This window comes from Sphingopyxis sp. LC363, from assembly GCF_000756385.1.
GTDB lineage: Bacteria > Pseudomonadota > Alphaproteobacteria > Sphingomonadales > Sphingomonadaceae > Sphingopyxis.
The window spans coordinates 88,610-107,583 of the sequence record NZ_JNFC01000023.1; the positions used below are offsets into that span (position 1 = coordinate 88,610).

17 protein-coding genes are annotated in these 18,974 nt (G+C 63.8%); 5 read left to right on the forward strand and 12 right to left on the reverse strand.

The window, feature by feature from the left end; translation table 11 throughout:
• Window positions 1-164 precede the first annotated feature (164 nt).
• Together FG95_RS10040 and FG95_RS10045 are read left to right on the forward strand one after the other, a co-directional pair.
• Window positions 165-1,538 carry an aspartate aminotransferase family protein gene (locus FG95_RS10040; protein ID WP_037555806.1) on the forward strand — a complete coding sequence of 458 codons (1,374 nt, stop codon included), beginning with the start codon at window positions 165-167 and terminating at the stop codon, window positions 1,536-1,538.
• 20 nt (window positions 1,539-1,558) lie between these two features.
• Entirely contained in the window at window positions 1,559-2,497 is a 939-nt protein-coding gene (locus FG95_RS10045; protein WP_037555631.1) for a DUF808 domain-containing protein, read from the forward strand.
• A gap of 5 nt (window positions 2,498-2,502) precedes the next feature.
• On the opposite strand, the gene FG95_RS10050 is transcribed toward FG95_RS10045, so the two are convergent.
• From FG95_RS10050 to FG95_RS10080, 7 genes are all read right to left on the reverse strand, one after another.
• A complete protein-coding gene (locus FG95_RS10050) occupies window positions 2,503-3,633 on the reverse strand; it encodes an ABC transporter ATP-binding protein (protein ID WP_037555632.1) in 1,131 nt (376 codons plus the stop codon).
• 2 nt (window positions 3,634-3,635) lie between these two features.
• Window positions 3,636-4,478 carry an ABC transporter permease gene (locus tag FG95_RS10055; RefSeq protein ID WP_037555633.1) on the reverse strand — a complete coding sequence of 281 codons (843 nt, stop codon included), beginning with the start codon at window positions 4,476-4,478 and terminating at the stop codon, window positions 3,636-3,638.
• Entirely contained in the window at window positions 4,478-5,383 is a 906-nt protein-coding gene (locus FG95_RS10060) for an ABC transporter permease (RefSeq protein ID WP_037555634.1), read from the reverse strand. Before FG95_RS10060 ends, FG95_RS10055 begins: the two co-directional genes overlap by 1 nt.
• 22 nt (window positions 5,384-5,405) lie before the next feature.
• A complete protein-coding gene (locus FG95_RS10065; protein ID WP_052182273.1) occupies window positions 5,406-6,512 on the reverse strand; it encodes an ABC transporter substrate-binding protein in 1,107 nt (368 codons plus the stop codon).
• Window positions 6,513-6,603: 91 nt separating this feature from the next.
• The gene (locus tag FG95_RS10070) at window positions 6,604-7,995 is read right to left on the reverse strand and encodes a glutamine synthetase family protein (protein WP_037555635.1); all 1,392 of its coding nucleotides are present in this window, start codon (window positions 7,993-7,995) and stop codon (window positions 6,604-6,606) included.
• Window positions 7,996-8,005: 10 nt separating this feature from the next.
• Entirely contained in the window at window positions 8,006-9,232 is a 1,227-nt protein-coding gene (locus tag FG95_RS10075; protein ID WP_037555809.1) for an NAD(P)/FAD-dependent oxidoreductase, read from the reverse strand.
• A gap of 14 nt (window positions 9,233-9,246) precedes the next feature.
• Complete coding sequence (locus FG95_RS10080) at window positions 9,247-10,593, reverse strand: glutamine synthetase family protein (protein ID WP_037555636.1); 1,347 nt, start codon at window positions 10,591-10,593, stop codon at window positions 9,247-9,249.
• A 149-nt stretch (window positions 10,594-10,742) separates the two neighbouring features.
• On the opposite strand from FG95_RS10080, the gene FG95_RS10085 reads away from it, so the two are divergent.
• The gene (locus FG95_RS10085) at window positions 10,743-12,059 is read left to right on the forward strand and encodes an aspartate aminotransferase family protein (RefSeq protein ID WP_200880183.1); all 1,317 of its coding nucleotides are present in this window, start codon (window positions 10,743-10,745) and stop codon (window positions 12,057-12,059) included.
• Here the strand turns inward: FG95_RS10085 and FG95_RS10090 are convergent.
• Window positions 12,056-13,279 carry an ATP-binding protein gene (locus FG95_RS10090; protein WP_037555811.1) on the reverse strand — a complete coding sequence of 408 codons (1,224 nt, stop codon included), beginning with the start codon at window positions 13,277-13,279 and terminating at the stop codon, window positions 12,056-12,058. The genes FG95_RS10085 and FG95_RS10090 overlap by 4 nt on opposite strands.
• Before the next feature lie 149 nt (window positions 13,280-13,428).
• On the opposite strand from FG95_RS10090, the gene FG95_RS10095 reads away from it, so the two are divergent.
• Entirely contained in the window at window positions 13,429-13,842 is a 414-nt protein-coding gene (locus FG95_RS10095) for a hypothetical protein (protein ID WP_037555813.1), read from the forward strand.
• A 59-nt stretch (window positions 13,843-13,901) separates the two neighbouring features.
• Window positions 13,902-14,903 (forward strand): fumarylacetoacetate hydrolase family protein, encoded by a 1,002-nt coding sequence (locus tag FG95_RS10100; RefSeq protein ID WP_037555638.1) that lies wholly within the window; start codon window positions 13,902-13,904, stop codon window positions 14,901-14,903.
• Between the two features lie 57 nt (window positions 14,904-14,960).
• On the opposite strand, the gene FG95_RS10105 is transcribed toward FG95_RS10100, so the two are convergent.
• The 4 genes from FG95_RS10105 to FG95_RS10120 form a co-directional block, all read right to left on the reverse strand.
• Window positions 14,961-15,917 carry a type II secretion system F family protein gene (locus FG95_RS10105; RefSeq protein WP_052182284.1) on the reverse strand — a complete coding sequence of 319 codons (957 nt, stop codon included), beginning with the start codon at window positions 15,915-15,917 and terminating at the stop codon, window positions 14,961-14,963.
• A 103-nt stretch (window positions 15,918-16,020) separates the two neighbouring features.
• A complete protein-coding gene (locus FG95_RS10110) occupies window positions 16,021-16,989 on the reverse strand; it encodes a type II secretion system F family protein (protein WP_037555639.1) in 969 nt (322 codons plus the stop codon).
• Window positions 16,990-17,046: 57 nt separating this feature from the next.
• On the reverse strand, window positions 17,047-18,318 hold the full coding sequence (locus FG95_RS10115) for a pilus assembly protein CpaE (protein ID WP_037555642.1): 1,272 nt from the start codon (window positions 18,316-18,318) through the stop codon (window positions 17,047-17,049).
• Window positions 18,315-18,956, reverse strand: a complete 642-nt coding sequence (locus FG95_RS10120) for a CpaD family pilus assembly protein (protein ID WP_037555643.1) — start codon at window positions 18,954-18,956, stop codon at window positions 18,315-18,317. Before FG95_RS10120 ends, FG95_RS10115 begins: the two co-directional genes overlap by 4 nt.
• Window positions 18,957-18,974: the final 18 nt, after the last annotated feature.

Consider the following 18,974-nt stretch of genomic DNA (forward strand, 5'->3'; position numbering starts at 1 on the left):
ACGACCGCTACCTCGCGCGGATCAGCTTTTCGCCCTGATCGAAGAGCCGCGGCTCTCGTCCGCTCGTGTCGAGCGAAGTCGAGACACCCATCGTCGTAGCGCAGGATCGAGAGACATCTCGACTTCGCTCGATGCGAACGGACTTCTGGATCAGGAACAAGATTATGCCCCGCAATCACGACATCGCCGAACTCAAGCGCCTCGACATCGCGCACCATCTTCCCGCGCAGGCCGATTGGGCCGAAATCGAAGCTTTGGGCGGCAGCCGCATCATCACCCATGCCGAGGGCTGCTACATCACCGATGGCGACGGCCACCGCATCCTCGACGGCATGGCGGGCCTCTGGTGCGTCAATGTCGGCTATGGCCGCGAAGAACTGGTCGAGGCGGCGGCGGCGCAGATGCGCGAGCTGCCCTTTTACAACACCTTCTTCAAGACCGCGACGCCGCCGACGGTGACGCTCGCGGCAAAGATCGCGAGCCTGACAGGCAATCGCCTGCCGCATATCTTCTTCAACGCCTCGGGCAGCGAAGCGAACGACACCGTGTTCCGTATGGTGCGCCATTATTGGAAGCTGAAGGGCGAACCCAAACGTACGATCTTCATCAGCCGCTGGAACGCCTATCACGGCTCGACCGTCGCGGGCGTGTCGCTCGGCGGCATGAAGGCGATGCACGTACAGGGCGACCTGCCGATCCCGGGCGTCGAGCATGTGCGCCAACCCTATGCCTATGGCGAAGGGCAGGGGATGACCGAGGAAGAGTTTTGCGACGCCTGTGTGCAGGCGATCGAGGACAAGATTCTCGAGGTCGGCCCTGAAAATTGCGCCGCCTTCATCGGCGAGCCGGTACAGGGGGCGGGGGGCGTGATCATCCCGCCCCAGGGCTATTGGCCCAAGGTCGAGGCGGTGGTCCGCAAATATGGCCTGCTCTTGGTGTCCGATGAGGTGATCTGCGGCTTCGGGCGCACCGGCAGCATGTGGGGGCACGAGACGATGGGCTTCACCCCCGACCTGATGCCGATGGCGAAGGGGCTTTCGTCGGGCTATCTGCCGATTTCGGCAACTGCGGTTGCCGCGCATGTCGTCGAGACGCTCAAGACCGGCGGCGATTTCGTCCATGGCTTCACTTACTCGGGGCATCCTGTCGCCGCGGCGGTCGCGCTCAAGAATATCGAGATCATCGAGCGCGAAGGCTTGGTCGAGCGCACCGGCAACGTCACCGGGCCGCATCTGGCCAAGGCGCTCGCGACGCTGAACGATCATCCGCTCGTCGGCGAGACGCGCTCGGTCGGGCTGCTCGGCGCGGTCGAGATCGTCGCCGACAAGGAAAGCCGCGCCCGCTTCGGCGGCGCCGAGGGAACCGCCGGCCCGATGGCGCGCGACGCGTGCATCGCGAACGGGCTGATGGTGCGCGGCATCCGCGACAGCCTCGTCATGTGCCCGCCGCTCATCATCACCACGCAGCAGATCGACGAGATGGTTGCCATCATCCGCAAATCCTTGGATGAGGTGATGCCCAAACTCCGCGCGCTCTGAACAGGAAAGACCAAACCCTTATGCCCTCCGGCCTTTTTGCCCTGCTCGACGACATTGCGACCATCGCCAAGGTCGCCGCCGCGAGCATCGACGATATCGGCGCCGCGGCGTCGAAGGCCGGGGTCAAGGCGGCGGGGGTCGTCGTCGACGATACCGCGGTGACGCCGCGCTACGTCACCGGCTTCACCCCCGACCGCGAACTCCCGATCATCTGGCGGATCACCAAGGGGTCGATCTTCAACAAGCTGGTGCTGATCCTGCCCGCATTGCTGTTGCTGTCGGCGGTCGCGCAATGGGCGATCACCCCGCTCTTGATGATCGGCGGCGCCTATCTCTGTTTCGAGGGGGCAGAGAAGGTGCTGCACTCGCTTCAGAAGGACAAGACGAGCCTTGCCGAAGATGCGGCGATCGTCGCCGACCAGGACCATGAAGAGGCGATGGTGAAGGGCGCGGTGCGGACCGACTTCATCCTTTCGGCCGAGATCATGGTGATCGCCTTGAACGAAGTGCTCGACGAACATTTCGCGATGCGCGCCGCGACGCTCGCGGTGGTCGCGATCGCGATCACCATAGCGGTTTACGGCGTCGTCGGGCTGATCGTGAAGATGGACGACATCGGGCTCCACATGGCGAAGGAAGGGAGCAATGCGCGCCGCGCGATCGGGCGCGGGCTTGTGACCTTCATGCCCAAGCTGCTCGCGGCGCTGGCGCTGATCGGCACCGCCGCGATGCTGTGGGTCGGCGGCCAGATTTTCCTCCACGGTCTCGACGAATATCATATCGGCAACATCGGCCACGGCCTCCACGACTTCGCCCATGCGGTCGCGGGCAATCTGCCCGGCGCGGGCGTCTGGGAATGGCTGATCAACGCGGCCGGTGCGGGCATATTCGGCCTGCTGCTCGGCGGTCTGATCGTCGGCGTGCTGCACTTCATTCCGGGGAAGAAGGCCGCTCACTGAGATCGTCACCCCAGCAAAACGACCGGGCTGTCGGCGCGCCAGTGCATGCTGACCTTGTCGCCCCAGGTGAAATCCTCCTGGTCGCGGCGCGACAGGTTCGGGCGCGACACCCGGATGCGCGCGCCGGTCTCGAGCTCGATCTCGAACAGCGTGATGTCGCCGAGGTAGGACATGCCCCTGATCGTCCCGCGCGCGAAATTGTGACCTTCGGGCGCATCCTGCGCCGCGGCCGTGACCGCCTTGCCCGCGCCGGGGACGTGGAGATAGATTTTCTCGGGCCGCAGCGCGACCCAGACGTCGGCGCCATGCGGGCCCGTAACGCCATGATTTAGATATATTTTTCCTAATCCTGGACAGTCCACCGCCGCCCTGTCGGGCTCGTCGAGCGTCAACTTCCCCTCGAAGATATTCACCGATCCTACAAAGTCGGCGACGAAACGGTTCGCGGGAAATTCGTAAAGATCCGACGGCGCCGCGAGCTGCGACACCTCGCCCTTGTTGATCACGGCTATCCGGCACGCCATCGACAGCGCCTCGTCCTGGTCGTGGGTCACAGTGACGAAGGTGATGCCGACCTTTTCCTGAAGCTCCGACAGCTCGAACTGCATCTGCGCTCGGAGTTTGGCGTCGAGCGCCGACAGCGGTTCGTCGAGCAGCAGCACCTTGGGCCGCATGACGAGACTGCGCGCGAGCGCAACGCGCTGGCGCTGTCCGCCCGACATCTGATCGGGCATGCGCGTCTCGAAGCCGCCGAGTTTCACCAGTTCGAGCGCCTCAGCGACGCGATCCTTGACTTCGCCGCCCTTCACGCCCGCGATCTTGAGGCCGTAGGCGACATTGTCGGCGACGCTCATGTGCGGGAAGACGGCGTAGCTCTGGAACACCATGTTCACGGGCCGCTTGTTCGGCGGGATGCCCTCCATGTCTTGTCCGTCGATCAGGATGCGCCCTTCGGTCGGCAGTTCGAACCCCGCGATCATACGCAGCAGCGTCGTCTTGCCGCAGCCCGACGGGCCAAGCAGGACGAAAAATTCGCCAGCGTTGATGTCGAGGCTGACATTGTCGACCGCGGTGACCTTGCCAAAGCGTTTCGAGACATTCTGGATCTGTATGATCGGTTTGGCGGGATCGGTCATGGTCAGTGGGTTTCCGCAATGGCTTTCACGCCCTGCGCCTTCAGGGCGACGAAGGTGAGGGCGACGGTCAGGATGATGAGCAAAGTCGAGGCGGCGTTGACCTCGGGCGTCACGGAGAAGCGGACCATCGAATAGACTTTCACGGGGAAGGTGATCGTGTCGGGGCCGCTGGTGAAATAGGTGATGACGAAATCGTCGAGGCTGAGCGTGAAGGACAGCAAGGCCCCCGCGACGAGCGCGGGTTTGATGTGCGGGATGAGGACGTCGCGAAACACCTGCCACTCGCTCGCGCCGAGATCCTTCGCCGCTTCTTCCTGCTCGCGGTTGAAGCTTGCGAGGCGCGACCGCACGACCATCGTCACGAAGGGGAAGCAGAAGGTGACGTGCGCGATGGTGATCGCGCCGAGGTTGAACGGCCAGACGAGGTCGGTCGGCCAGCCCACCGCGGCAAAGAACATCAGAAAGGCGACGCCGAGGCAGATTTCGGGGACGATGATCGGCAGCGAGACCGTGCCGTCGACCGCGCCCTTCAATGGAAAGCGGAAACGCCAGAGCATCACCGCGGCGACCGCGCCGAGCGCGAGGCTGACGATCGTCGCGAGCGCCGCGATGGTCAGCGAGTTGAGCAGCGCCTCGACGAGCTGGTCGTTACCCAGCGCCTTCTCATAATATTTCGTTGTGAAGCCGCGCCAGACGACGTTGCGCTTGCTGTCGTTGAAGCTGAAGATCACGAGTACGATCAGTGGAGCGTAGAGGAACAGCATCACCGCGCCGACCCACAGGCGCATCCAGAGGGTGCGGCTATATTCGAGCGGTGCGCGCGGGATGCGGGCGAAGAGCGCCATCAATGCGCCTCCGGCACTTTGCGGCGCATCGACTGTATCGCGATCAGCGCGAACATCGCATATATGAGCAGGAAGGAAAGCGCGGCGCCGAACGGCCAGTCGTTCGCCTTCTTGAACTGGCGTTCGATCACATTGGCGATCATCTGGCTGTCGGTCCCGCCCATCAGGTCGGGCGTGAGGTAGGCGCCCAATGCGGGGATGAGGGTGATCATCACCCCGGCGATGATGCCGGGCGCGGCGAGCGGTATGACAATGCGCATGATCGTGCGGAAATGGCCGGCGCCGAGGTCGAGGCTCGCCTCGATCAGGCTGCGGTCGAGCCGGTCGAGCGCCGCATAGAGCGGCAGGACCATGAAGGGCAGGTGGACATAGACGAGCCCGAAGACGACCGCGAAATTATTGAATAGGAGCTGTACCGGCTCCCATGTCGGGAGCGGTTGCAGCCCGACGAGCGTCTTGATCCAGCTCGTTCCCTCCCAGAGCGCGCCGAGCCCCTTGTTCGCGAAGCCCTGCGTGCCGAGCAGCATCATCAGCGCATAGGTGCGGATGAGCAAATTGGTCCAGAAGGGGAGCATGATGCCGAGGAGCAGCCACGGCCGCCACTTCTCGCTCGCGAAGGTGATCGCCATCGCAACCGGAAAGCCAAGGATCAGGCAGATCAAGGTGACGAGCGCCGCGACCGCGAAACTCTTGCCGAAAATCGTGAGATAAAGCCACTCGGTCGCGCGCTTGTAATTGCTGAGCGTGCCCGAAATTTCGATCTCGGTGAGGCCCCGGTTTTCGCCGAAGCTGTAGAGCCAGACGATCGCCATCGGCACGAGGAAGAAAAGAACGATCCAGAAGAGCGTCGGCAGCGACACGGCCGCGAAGGCTCTCCTGTTCGCTTTCCAGTCCTGCTCGGCCACCCCCCGATGCCCCTGTTGACCCTTATGCGGCCCGCACCCTTGTAAAGGCTTCTTCATAGAGCGGCTGAAGCTCGGGATTGAAACGCGCATATTCGCACTTCGCCAAGGCTTCCGCGGGCGGGAAGATGACCGGATTGTTCTGATAGCTGTCGGGCATCAGCTTTCGCGCCGCAGTGTTGGGCGTCGGATAGAGGATCGTCTCGGTGATATGCTTGTCGACATTGGCGTCGAGGATATAGTTGATAAAGGCATGCGCATTCTTCGGGTGCGGCGCGCCCTTCGGGATGCAGAGATTGTCCGAGTTGAGCTGGCTGCCCTCCTTCGGAATGACGAAATCGATGTCCTTGTCCTCGACCATCGCCTGCGCGATGTCGCCATTATATTCGAGCACGACGTCGCAGTCGCCCTTCAGAAGCAGGTCCTGCCCGTCATCCTCGTGGAATTTCTTCACATTGGGTTTTTGCTTGATCATCATCTTTTCGATCGTCGCAATGTCCGCCGGGGTCAGCGCATTAACCGATTTGCCAAGATATTTGCCGAAAAGCCGGAACATGTCGCCCGCCTCCGACAACCAGGCGATGCGGCCCGCATATTCGGGACTGTCGAACAGCACCTTCCAACTGTCGGGCGTCGCCGATACCTTCGACTTGCGATAGCCGATGCCGAGCGCAAGCCAGGTGTAAGGCATCGAGAATTTGCGCTGGAGGTCATATTCGACGTTGATATAGGCGGGGTCGATATTCCGCTTGTTCGGAATCAGGCTATGGTCGAGCGGCAAGAGCATGCCGGCCTTCGACATCCGCTCGACGAAGTCGTTCGACGGCACGATCACGTCGTAACCGGGGTTGCCCGCCTTGAATTTGGCGAACAGCACGTCGTTGCTGTCGAACAGGTCCATCGTGACGTCGACGCCGGTCGCTTCCTTGAAATTATCGAGCGTGTTTTCGCCGATATAAGTGTCCCAATTGTAGAAATTGAGCTTGGCTTCCTCGCCGTTCGCGAGCGTTTTGCCGCCCTGCTTGCTGCACGCCGCGAGCCCGCCGAAGCTGATCCCGACCGCCGCGACACCGAGCGCCTGGAGCAGCGAGCGGCGCCCGCGGGTTTGCTTGATCAGTTCGTTGAAATCCATGGCCAGCCTCCCTGTATGGGACTCAAGCTGACTCAATAAGGGCGGCTTGGAAAGAGGCTTTTTTGCGCTGCACCAAGATTTTGTGAAATTATCATGCGTTGCGCAAATACCAATCGTAATCGAGCGCCGGTACCACGCTGAAATAATTGTCCTGTTCGACGCGCTTCACGATGCTGAACATCTCGACGAACCGGGCCCCGAGATAATCGCGCATCAGCTTGGAGCCTTGAAAGCGGTCGACCGCAGCGAACCAGTTCGAGGGCGGTTTGTCGTCGCCGCTATTGTCGCGATCGTAGCCGTTGCCGATGACGGCGGGGCCGGGATCGCTCTGGTTCGCCATGCCGTGGTGCATGCCGGCAAGAACGGCTGCGACGGCGAGATAGGGGTTGGCGTCGGCGCCGCACGCGCGATGCTCGACGTGGCGGCTCACCGGCGCGCCGGCGGGGATGCGGAACGACACGGTGCGGTTGTTGACGCCCCACGTCGGCGCGACGGGGGCGTAGCTGTTCGCCTTGAAACGGCGATAGCTGTTCGCATGCGGAGCGAAGAGCGCGAAACCGTCGCCGCCGCTGCCGATCACCCCGCCGATCGCGTGGCGAAGCGCGGGCGTACCTTCGGGGTCGTCGCTGGCGAAGATATTCGCGCCCGCCGCGTCGTTGACCGAGACGTGGATGTGCATGCCGCTGCCCGCCTGATCGGCGAAGGGCTTGGCCATGAAGGTCGCCTCGAGCCCATGTTGCTGCGCGATCGCCTTGACGAGGCGCTTGTACATGATGGCATCGTCGCAGGCGCGCAGCGCGTCGGGCTTGTGGCGTAGCGTCAGCTCGAATTGCCCGGGCGCGAATTCGGAGATCGCGCTTTCGAGCGGCAGGCCCTGCACATCGGTCGCGGCGTAGAGCGCATCGAAGAATGGGCGGAAATCGTCGAGTTCGCGGAGGCCATAAACCTCGACATTGCGCGGGGTGTCGCGGCTGTAGCCGGGGCGTGCGGGGCGGATGCGGCCGTCGCGCGCGCGACGCGGATCGACGAGGTAGAATTCGAGTTCGACCGCGAGCACCGGGGTCAGGTCATCGGCGGTATAGCGGTCGATGACGCGGCCGAGGACGTGGCGCGGGTCGAGGTCGTGCGGGGTGCCGTCGAGTTCGTAGAAACCGACGAGGAACTGCCCGGCATTCTCGCCGCCCCATGGGGTGCGGACGAGCGTGCCGGGGGCCGGCTTCATCGAGCGGTCGGCATCGCCATCCTCCCACACGAGGCCCGTTTCGACCGTGTCCTGCCCGGTGATGTCGACGACGGTGATCGATCCCGGCATCATGCGGCCGCTTTCATACACCGCAAGCACCTCGTGCTGGCGCAGCCGCTTGCCGCGCGGCACGCCGCCCATGTCGGTGTAGATCATCTCGATCGAATCGACGTCGGGGTTCGCCTTGAAGAAGGCCTCCGCCTCGGAGCGCGGCGCGATCACGCCCGATGACTTCGACATAAATGCTCCTTCACCCCAACCGGTCGCGCAGCGCATACCAGAGCAAACCAAGCGTGGCGAGCGGGCGGCGCAGCCATTTTCCGCCGGGGAAGGGCTTCGAAGGCAGGTTCGCGAGAATGTCGAAGCGTTCGGCGGTTTCCGCCATCGCCTCGGCGATCAGTTCGCCCGCGAGCGTCGTCACCAGCGCGCCGTGCCCCGAAAAACCGTGGGCGAAAAAGATGTTTCCGCGACGCCCGATATGCGGCAGCCGGTTCATCGTCACCGCCACCGCGCCGCCCCAGCCATAGTCGATCTTCGCGTCGGCGATCTGCGGGAAGACTTCGGCCATGAAGGGCCGCACGAACGCCGCGATGTCGCGCGGCGGGGTTTGTGAGTAACGCTCGCCGCCGCCGAAGATCAGCCGCTTGTCGGCCGAAAGGCGGAAATAGTTGAGCACGAAGCGGCTGTCGGCGACCGCCGCGTCGGTGGGGAGCAGTTCGTCGGCATTCGCGAGCGGTGCAGTCGCGATATTATAGTTCATGATCGGCACGGTGTAGCGGCCGAGAGCGGGCTCGACGTCGCCGATCCAGCTGTCGGTGGCGTCGATGACATAGCGCGCCTTGGCGGTGTCGAGCGATGCACGGCGCCCCTCGACGATCCGCACGCCAGCCGTCTCGGCGGCCTGCGCGAGGCCGATCGCATAATTCAGCGGATGGAAATGTCCGCCCTGCGGATCATGGATGCCGCCGTGATAGAGCGGGCTGGCGATATGTCTGCTCATCTCGCCTTTGGCGACAATCTCGGTCCGATAGTCGAAGCGGTTGGCAAGATAATCGGCCTCGCGCCGCATGTCGTCGAAGTCTTTCGGCGTCCATGCCGCCTCCAAATGCCCGGCCTTCAGATCGCAGTCGATGCCGTGCCTCGCGATCCGGTTCTTCACGCGATTGTCGCGCCAGCAGAGATCGAACAGTGCACCGGCGCGCTCGCGTCCGAATTCCCTTTCGATTTCGGACGCGGTCCAGCGGAGGCCGGGAATAAGCTGCCCGCCGTTGCGCCCCGACGCACCGAAACCGACATGTTCGGCTTCGAAAAGGATGACCGAAAAGCCGCGCTCGGCGCAGGCGAGCGCGGCGCCAAGCCCGGTGAAGCCGCCACCGATGACCGCGACGTCGCATTGAAGGTCGCCTTCGATGTCGCGCTGCGGCTGCCGCTTATGCGCGGTCGCCGCATAATAGCTGTGGTTCAGCGGATCGGTCATCGCCGGCGCGCGGATCAGACCCGCATCAACAGGTGCTCGCGTTCCCAACTCGACACGACCGACTGATAGTTGAACAGCTCATAATCCTTCACCGCAAAGAAGATTTCGAAGAAATCGTCGCCGAGCAGGTTGCGCACTTTCTTGCACGAGGCGAAGCGGTCGAGCGCCGCTTCGAGGGTGCGCGGCAGCGTGCGTGCGCGGTTGTACGCGCTACCGCTGATCGGCTTGGGCGGGACCATGCGGTCGACCATGCCGATATAGCCGCAGACGAGCGATGCCGCGATCGCCAGATAGGGATTGCTGTCGGCGCCCGGGAGACGATTTTCGACGCGGCGGTTGTGCTTGTCGGCGATGGGCACGCGAAAGCCGCAGCTCCGGTTATCCTCGCCCCACTGGACGTTGATCGGCGCGGCGCTGTCGGGACGCATGCGGCGAAAGCTGTTCACATTGGGCGCCCACATCGGCGAGATTTGCGGCATGAAGCGGATGAGGCCGGCGATATAGCTGCGGAACGCCGCGCTGTCGCGGCCATTGGCGGTCGCGAACAGGTTGCGCCCGGTCTCGGCATCGACCACCGACTGGTGGACGTGCATCGCGCTGCCCGGCTGGCCCGCCATCGGGTTCGCCATGAAGGTCGCATAGACATTGTGCTGCTTCGCGACGTTGCGCACGACGCGCTTGAACAGGAAGACCTCGTCGGCGAGACGCAGCGGGTCGCCGTGGATGAAATTCACCTCGAGCTGCGCGGCGCCCATTTCGTGGATCATCGTGTCGATATCGAGCCCCATCAGCTCGCAATCGTCATAGATATGATCGATGATATCTTCATATTCGTTCATCGCCTCGAGCCCATAGGGCTGGCTGGCGCTCTCGCTGCGTCCCGACTGGCCGGTGGGCGGGGTGAGCGGGAAATCGGGGTCGGTGTTCTGAGAGACGAGATAGAATTCGACCTCGGGCGCGATGATCGGTTTCCAGCCCTTTTCTTCGTAGAGGCCGAGCACCTTCTTAAGGATCGTGCGCGGCGCGATGTCGACTTCGGTGCCGTCGCGGTTGAACGCGTCGGCGATGACGAAGGCGGTCGGCGAGGTGAAGCCCGGTGCGACGCAGATCGTGTCGGGGTCGGCGATCAGGACCTTGTCGGGATCCTTGTCCCAAATGTCGTCGATGTCTTCGGGATAATGGCCGTCGATCGTGCAGATGAAGACGCTGCCCGGGATGCGCAGCGACTTGTCCTTGACCGACGACAGGAACTTCTTGGCCGGCAACACCTTGCCGCGCTGAACCCCGTTGATGTCGGGGACGATACATTCGACTTCGTCGATATTATGGTCGCTGATCCATTGTTCCAGATTGACTGACATGCGCCCCCGATTGGGCCGAGGAGCCGGCCCGCTTGTGGAAGACAAGCCTATCCTGAAGTTGGCTCAAGCGCCAGAGGGGCGGGTTTTGACATTGCCAGCCGTGCGTGCACCCGCCAGATTGGGCCCGACAAGATCAGGAGATGTTCGCGATGCGCGGTGACAACGACCAGCTGGCCTCCTTCTGGATGCCCTTTACCGCGAACCGGGCCTTCAAGCGCCAGCCGCGCCAGCTCGTTTCGGCGAGCGGCATGTTCTATCGGTCGAGCGACGGGCGCGAGATCCTCGACGGGACATCGGGTCTGTGGTGCAGCAACGCGGGCCATTGCCGCCCCGAGATCAGCGAGGCGATCGCAAAGGCGGCCGCGACGCTCGATTTCGCGCCGACGTTTCAGCTCGGCCACCCGCTGCCGTTCGAACTGGCGCAGCGGCTCGCCGAATTGATGCCCGAAGGGCTCGATCGAATCTTCTTTACGAATAGCGGATCGGAGTCGGTCGATACCGCGCTTAAGATTGCGCTCGCTATCCAGCGCGCGAAGGGCGAGGGAACACGCACGCGGCTGATCGGGCGCGAGCGCGGCTATCACGGCACCGGCTTCGGCGGGATTAGCGTCGGCGGGCTCGTCAACAACCGGCGCGCGTTCGGCGGCGGGCTGTCCGGGGTCGATTATCTGCGGCACACGCACGACATCGAACGCAACGCCTTTACCCGAGGATTCCCCCAGCATGGTGCCGAGCTTGCCGACGATCTCCAGCGCCTCGTCGATCTGCACGGCGCCGAGACGATCGCCGCGGTGATCGTCGAGCCGATGGCGGGATCGACGGGGGTGCTCGTGCCGCCGATCGGCTATCTCCGGCGCCTGCGCGAGATTTGCGACCGGCACGGCATTATCCTGATCTTCGACGAGGTGATCACAGCCTTCGGGCGCGTCGGCGGCGCGACGGCGTCCGAAACCTGGGGTGTGACACCCGACATAATCACCATGGCGAAGGGCCTCACCAACGCGGCGGTGCCGATGGGCGCGGTCGCGGTGAAGCGTGAACTGCACGATGCGGTGATCGACAGCGTGCCGGGCGGGATCGAGCTGTTCCACGGCTATACATACTCGGGGCATCCGCTGGCGAGTGCGGCGGGGCTCGCGACGCTCGATCTGTATGCGCGCGAGCGGCTGTTCGACCGCGCGAACGAGCTGGGCAGCCATTGGGAGGATGCGGCGCACAGCCTGAAAGGTGCGCGCCATGTCATCGATATCCGCACGATCGGGCTCGTCGCGGGGATCGAACTCGAACCGCGGCCGGGGGAACCGACCGCGCGCGCGATGGAGTTGTTTCACGCCTGTTTCGACAACGGGCTGCTCGTCCGCGCGACGGGCGACATCATCGCGCTGTCGCCGCCGCTGATTGTCGAAAAACCGCAGATCGACGAGATGTTCGGAAGGATCGCCGATCTGCTGAGCGCGATCGACTAGGCGGCGAGCGGGAAGGTCACCGATACCTTCGTTCCCTTGCCAAGCTCGCTCTCTATGTCGAGCTGGCCCTGGTGGCGTTCGCTGATATGCTTGACGATCGCGAGGCCGAGGCCGGTGCCGCCGACCGAGCGGCTGCGCGCTTCGTCGACGCGATAGAAACGTTCGGTCAGGCGCGGCAGATGATCGGGCGCGATGCCGTCGCCTTCGTCGCTGACCGACAGCCGCACGCGGCTTCCCTCGCGCGCAAGTTCGACCGTGACGGGGGTTCCCGGATGGCCATATTTCATCGCGTTCGAAATGATATTGTGCGCGAGCTGGCCCAGCTGCGCGCCGTCGCCGAGCATCGGCTGCGGCGCGTCGCCCAGCATCGCGACGATGTCCTTCGCGCGCGGCTGTTCGCTGTCGCGAAGCTGCGCGACCGACGTCTGGACGATCGCCACTAGGTCGACCGGCGTCGTCGGGCGGCGAAAGCGGTCGGCCTCGACCCGCGAGATCGAGAGCAGGTCGATGACGAGCTGCTGCATCCGCCCCGCTTCGCGGTGGATGATCGACAGGAAGCGGCTGCGCGTCGGCGCGTCGGTATCGCCGTTCATGTCCTGCAGCGTTTCGACATAGCCGAGGATCGCGGCGAGCGGGGTGCGCAGCTCGTGGCTCGCATTGGCGACGAAATCCGATCGCATGCGGTCGGCGGCGTCGATTGCCGAATGGTCCGACAGCATGATGATGCGCTGTCCGCCCGATAGCGCCGCGACGCGCATCGTCCAGCGCTGGCCGGGGCGGGGGAAATCGACGAGATTGACCGTTTCCAGCGGGCCGTCACTGTTGATGCGCGACAACCACTCTGTGGCCGCCGGATGGCGGATCGCGGTGCGTATGTCGGCGCCGACGATATGGCGCCCGAGCAGGCGGATCGCCGCGTCGTTGGCGATTGCAACGATGTTGTCGGAAACGCCGAGGAGCGGGTCTTTTTCCTGGTCGACCCAGCGTGCGAAATCGGGGTGGCGGAGAAGCGAGACCGGCGGGGCATCAGCCGCCGGCGCCGCACCCGGCGCGTCCGGGAGCGGGGCGGGAAGCGCGCTGTAAACCGTGCCTGCGGCGGCGAAGCCCGCGATCGCCATCATCGCGATCGACAAGGGGTCGCCCCCCGTCAGCGCGGCAAAGATCGCCGCGATGACGACCAGCGTCAGGGCGATGACGAGGCTGGACAGACGATCGAACATGCGCCGCTCGGGTCGCACGAAGCGGGGGATCAGCGCAAGCGGCTTTGCGGTCGTTAACGCTTTTTGCCCGCATGTGCCAAAGCGGGAAGCCGGTGATCTGCGGCGGTCTTTTTCTTTTCCTAGGCGCTTCATTGCGTTATGCGCCGACCATGGAAAACAGCGACATTCCCGCAGGGCCGCCCGAAATGGATGACGAAGCCGTGCCGTCGCGCCGCAAGATGCTGGCGCTTGGCGCCGCCGGCGTGTCGGCGGCGCTGACGATCCGGCCCGCCTTTGCGCAGACCGCGGTGTCGGTGATGAATTGCGAGATTCCGGTTCCGAGCCCCACGGCAGCGGGCCAATATATCGACCGCGCGGGCAAGCTGGTGCCTCCGGGGACGAAAGGTGCGTTTCCGGGAGCGCCGCGGCCGTTTACGGGCGAGGAAGTGAAACGCGCCTTCCGCGGCCAGACGCTGCCCGGAACGACCTACAACCAGTCGCAAGCCTATCTGCAATATATCCGGCGCTTGCAGGCAGGGCAGAGCGGCTTTACCTGTTTCGCATCGATCACGACGTCGCGCTGATTATCGCTTCCCGACAGGCGATGACGGTTTCAGCCGCATCGTCAGACAAGGGAGTTTTCGTGAAACTAGCATCGCTCAAAAAGGGCCGCGACGGCCGTCTGGTCGTCGTTTCGGACGATCTCGCCTGGTATGCCGACGCCGGCGAGATCGCGGCGACGATGCAGGCGGCGCTCGACAATTGGGCCTATGCCGCGCCGCGCCTCGCCGCGCTCGCCGAGGACCTCAACCACGACGCGATCCCGAAGGAGCGGTTTCACGAGCGCGATGCGGCGTCGCCGCTGCCGCGCGCCTATCAATGGGCCGACGGCAGCGCGTATGTGAACCATGTCGCGCTCGTCCGGCAGGCGCGCGGCGCCGAAATGCCTGACAGCTTCTGGCACGACCCGCTGATGTATCAGGGGGGCAGCGACGCCTTTCTGGCCCCCCGGGACCCGATCCCGCTCGGCGATCCCGCGTGGGGCTGCGACATGGAGGCCGAGGTGGTGGTCGTGACGGGCGATGTGCCCGCCGGTATCGATGCCGCCGCGGCGCGCGACAAGATCCTTCTCGTCGGCCTCACCAACGATGTGTCGCTGCGCGGGCTGATTCCCGCCGAACTCGCCAAGGGCTTCGGCTTTTTCCAGTCGAAACCGTCGAGCGCGATGTCGCCGGTGTTCGTGACGCCCGAGGCGCTGGGCGATCGCTGGCAGGACGGCAAGCTGCACGGGACGCTTTCGGTCGACCTGAACGGCGAACCGCTGGGCCGCGCCGATGCCGGGGTCGACATGACCTTCGACTTCGGCGCGCTGATCGCGCACGCCGCGAAAACGCGCGATCTGGGCGCGGGCACGATCATCGGGTCGGGCACGGTGTCGAACCGCGACGCCGACGGCGGCCCGGGCAAGCCGATCAGCGAAGGCGGGCTGGGTTATAGCTGCCTTGCCGAAGTGCGGACGGTCGAGACGATCCAACTGGGTGAGCCCAAGACCCCGTTCATGAAAAAGGGCGATACGGTCCGCATCTGGATGGACGATGACCGTCACCACAGCATCTTCGGCGCGATCGAACAAAGCGTGGCCTGATAAAAGAGGGCGGAAGTCGCCTCCGCCCTCTTTCTTTAACCGGCGCTGGAGCTGTGATCAGCCCTTGCCGCCGAAGCTGCCGCCCGACATCGCGTCGCTCAGCGAACAGGCAGCCGGGCCCAAAATGACGATGAACAGCACCGGCAGGATGAACAGGATCAGCGGCACCGTCATGATCGCGGGCAGGCGTGCAGCCTTTTCCTCGGCGCGCATCATGCGTTCGTTGCGGAATTCGGCCGACAGGACGCGAAGTGCAGACGCGAGCGGCGTGCCGTATTTTTCGGTCTGGATCATGGTTGTGACCACGCCCTTCACCGATTCAAGATTCACGCGATAGGCGAAATTTTCGAACGCCTGTCGGCGCTCGGTCAGGAAGCCGAGTTCGATCGACGTCAGGGCGAATTCCTCGCCCAGTTCGGGATAGGCGCGGCCCAGTTCCTTCGACACACGTGCGAAGGCGGAGTCGACCGTCAGGCCCGCCTCGGCGCAGATGACGAGGAGGTCGAGCGCGTCGGGGAGGCCTTTGCGGATCGCGTCGGTGCGCTTTTGGCGCATATTGTCGACGAAGAGGTCCGGTGCCTTGTAGCCGAGGATCAACGCACCCATCGTATAGGCCGAGCGTTTGAACGAAGTCAGGTCGGGCCACATATCGACCCCATAGATCAGAAAAAGCGCAAGGCCCCCAAACAGGATCGGCAACACCATGCGGCCGAAGATCACCGCAACGGCGAGATCCTTCGACCGGATACCAGCCTGCGCGAGCTTCTGCTGGACTTCCTTGATCTGACCATCCTGCAGGACCTGGAGTTTGCCCAGAAAAGTGCGCATCTTGTCGGCGGTCTGGTTCTTGCGGACCAGCCGGGCGCGGCGCTTCGCCGTCGAGGCCGTGATGCCGGCCTTCAGTTGTTCGCGTCGATCGTTGAGCGCCTTGACGCGTTTCGTCATCGGATTGCGTACGGTCAGCGCGTTATAGATCGCGAACAGCACGGCGAAGACCCCGACCGCCGCCAGCATGGTGCCGGCCCATACGACGTCGATGCCGAGCAGGGTCGGGCCGCTTTGTGCGCCTGTGAAGGCGGACGAGAGAAGGAGGCTGCTGTTCACTGTTTCTGCCCCCTTAGATTTCGAAATTGACCATCTTGGCCATGATGCCGGCGCCGATGCTCATCCAGATCAGGCCGCCGATACCGGCAATGATAAGGCGTTCCTCGACGAAAAAGCCTTCAAGGTAGCCGGGGTTTACCGTCCAGACGACGCCGAACACGAAGAAGGGCAGCGCGCCAACGATGTAAGCAGACGCCTTGGCCTCCGACGACATCGCGCGGATCTTGAGTTTCATCTGGGCGCGCTTGCGCAGGACGTCGGACAGGTTGGCCAGCGTTTCGGCCAGATTGCCGCCGGTTTCGCGCTGGATCTGAATCGTGATACAGAAGAACTGGAATTCGGGAGTGCCGAGCATTTCGGCCGATTCCTGTAGCGCGGCTTCCATCGTATTGCCGATGCGGATGCGCTCGACGACGCCCTTGAACTCTTCACCGACCGGCCCGGGAAGTTCCTGGCTAACCACCTGAAAGGTCTCGGTGACCGGCAAGCCCGACTTGAGACCGCGGACGAGCAGGTCGATCGCGTCGGGAAAGCGGCTGTTGAAAGCGGCTACGCGCCTTTTGATCGTCATGCCGACGACGAGATAGGGGAGCCCAAGGCTGAGCAACAATCCGACCAGGCCGGCCATCAGGACGGGCGCGCGGACGATAAGCATCGCGCCGGTGGCGACGACGAACACGATCATCGTCGCAAACATATATTGCGTCAGCGTCCAGTTCTTGCCGGTACGGCGGATGCGCTTCTCAAGCTCTTCGCGGCGTGGCAGCAGATGGGTCAGCGACGAGTCGCCCGCGCGGCCCGACTGGATCGTCTTGCGCATCTGCGCCGCGACGACCGCTTCGGTCGAAGCCGCATGGCGATCCTTGACCATCGCCAGTCGCCGCGTCTTCGCCTTGCCCTCCGAAGGCCCGCCGAGCAGGATCACGAGGAGGACGAAAGCGAGAAGGGCCCCGGCGATGATAAGGATGACTGGCAGGTTCATGGTCAGCTGGTGTCCGCTTCTATGACAGAGGATCGCGACGGCGTGCCGGTGGCGTCCTCACGCCGCCTGCTTCGCGCCCTTTTTGGTCAAGCCGAGCTTGCCGAGCAGCGAACCGCCTGATTTGCTTTTCGCGGCCGAGACCGGTGCGTCCTCGGCATCGACGTCGGCGCCGTCGAGGACGAGACGCATCAGATTGTTCCAAACCTGCGCCGATTTGGTGCCCTTGCAGGTTTCGGCGTAGGATTTTCCGAGCTTCGCCGACTGGGCGACGAGCTTGGGATCGAACGGGATGACGATGTCGATCGGCCGTTCGATCGAGGATTCGAACTCCTTGCGCGACAGTTCGCCGATCGCGTTCTGGAACTTGTTGGCGACGAGCACGACGCGCGCGCCGGGAACGTTTTGCTTGAACCACGACAGAAGCCGGATCGTGTCCCGCGCCGCCGCGAGCGTCACGTCGCTGACGAGCAGGATGGTCCCCATTTCCGACACGAGGTGCGGGAAGGGGATCAGCACCTGACGCGGGATGTCGACGATCGTCATCTCGAACGCGTTGCGCAACTCTTCCTCGAGCTGAAAAAAGGCTGAGCCGTCGGTCATCACCGGCTGATGGATCGGCGCTTCGGCCGAAAGCAGGCTGAGCTTGTCCGACGCGCGCACCATCGCGCGCTCGATGAACAGGCCGTCGATGCGGCTCGGATTGTCGATCGCGTCGATCAGGCCGCGCCCGGGTTCGAGGTCGAGCGTAAGCGCGCCCGTTCCGAAATGGACGTCGAGATCAAGCAGAGCGGTCTGGCGATCCGCCTGTTCGCTGATCGCCCAGGCGAGCGACGTCGCGACGAGCGATGCGCCGACGCCGCCCCGCACACCCACGACACCCATCATGTGATGCGGCTTGTCGTCGTGCATATCGGCGTGTTTCGGGGCCGAAAGCATGGCTTGCGCCATGGTCAGCGATTCGCGGACCTGTTCGAGCGACAGCGGCTTCAGAAGATAGTCCTGAATGCCGCTTGACAGAAGGTCGCGATACAGGCGCACATCGTTGACCTGACCGGCGGCGATCACGACCGTTCCGGGCTCGCAGACTTCAGCCAGCGCATTGATATCGTTGATCGGGTCGCCCGATTCGGACATGTCGACGAACAGGATATTCGGGCTCGCCGACACCGACAGCGACTGCACCGCGTTGCGCAGGCCGCCCTTGTTGCACTTTTCGATCGGCCAGCCCATGTCGCCCGCCGCCGCGCGGATCAACTCCAGCGTATCGTCGTCGCAGACGAAGGCGTTGAAAGGATCACGCAGTCCTGCTGATTTGAAAGGAGCGTTCACTGGCCACCTCCGCTGGTGGGTGCTTTGGTCAACTCGCCGGCACCGGTCTGGGGTTTCGTCCGATAGGTCTGGATCGCGCGCGTCGCAGCGAGCGGGTCATGCCCCGTGTCGCGCGTGCCTTTGATGAGGTCGTTGGGATCGGCGACCATCGTGGCGAGGTTGCTGTTGATTGCGCAGCCATAATTGGACGAGGTCGCATTGGCCGGGTTCAAGGAGGACTTGCTTTCCCAGTTGGGACATCCTGGAACCGAAGCCGACGCGCGCGTCACGACGACGCGCAAATATCCTTCCGGAACTGCGCCCGTCGTCACCGGCACGTCCCGGCTCAGCAACAGTCCGCGACGTTCGACCATCGCACGGACGGTCGCCTGCGCCGACGTTGCCCCATATGTCGAGGGGTCTTCGACCGCGATGCGGTCGCCGTAGCGAACGCCCATCGCGTCGAGCCAGCCTTGCAGCCGGCCCTGCTCGCCGGGCGGCAGTTCGCCATTCGCGGTTGCGACGTCGAATTGATAAAGATTGTTGCGCACCACCGGCTGATGCACCGATTCCAGGCTGCGATTGCTATATGCTGCGCCGGTGCATCCGGCGAGCGAGGTCGCGCATGCCAGGACCGTCCAAGTTGCGATTTTCTTCATCACTTTGCTCCTGAGATC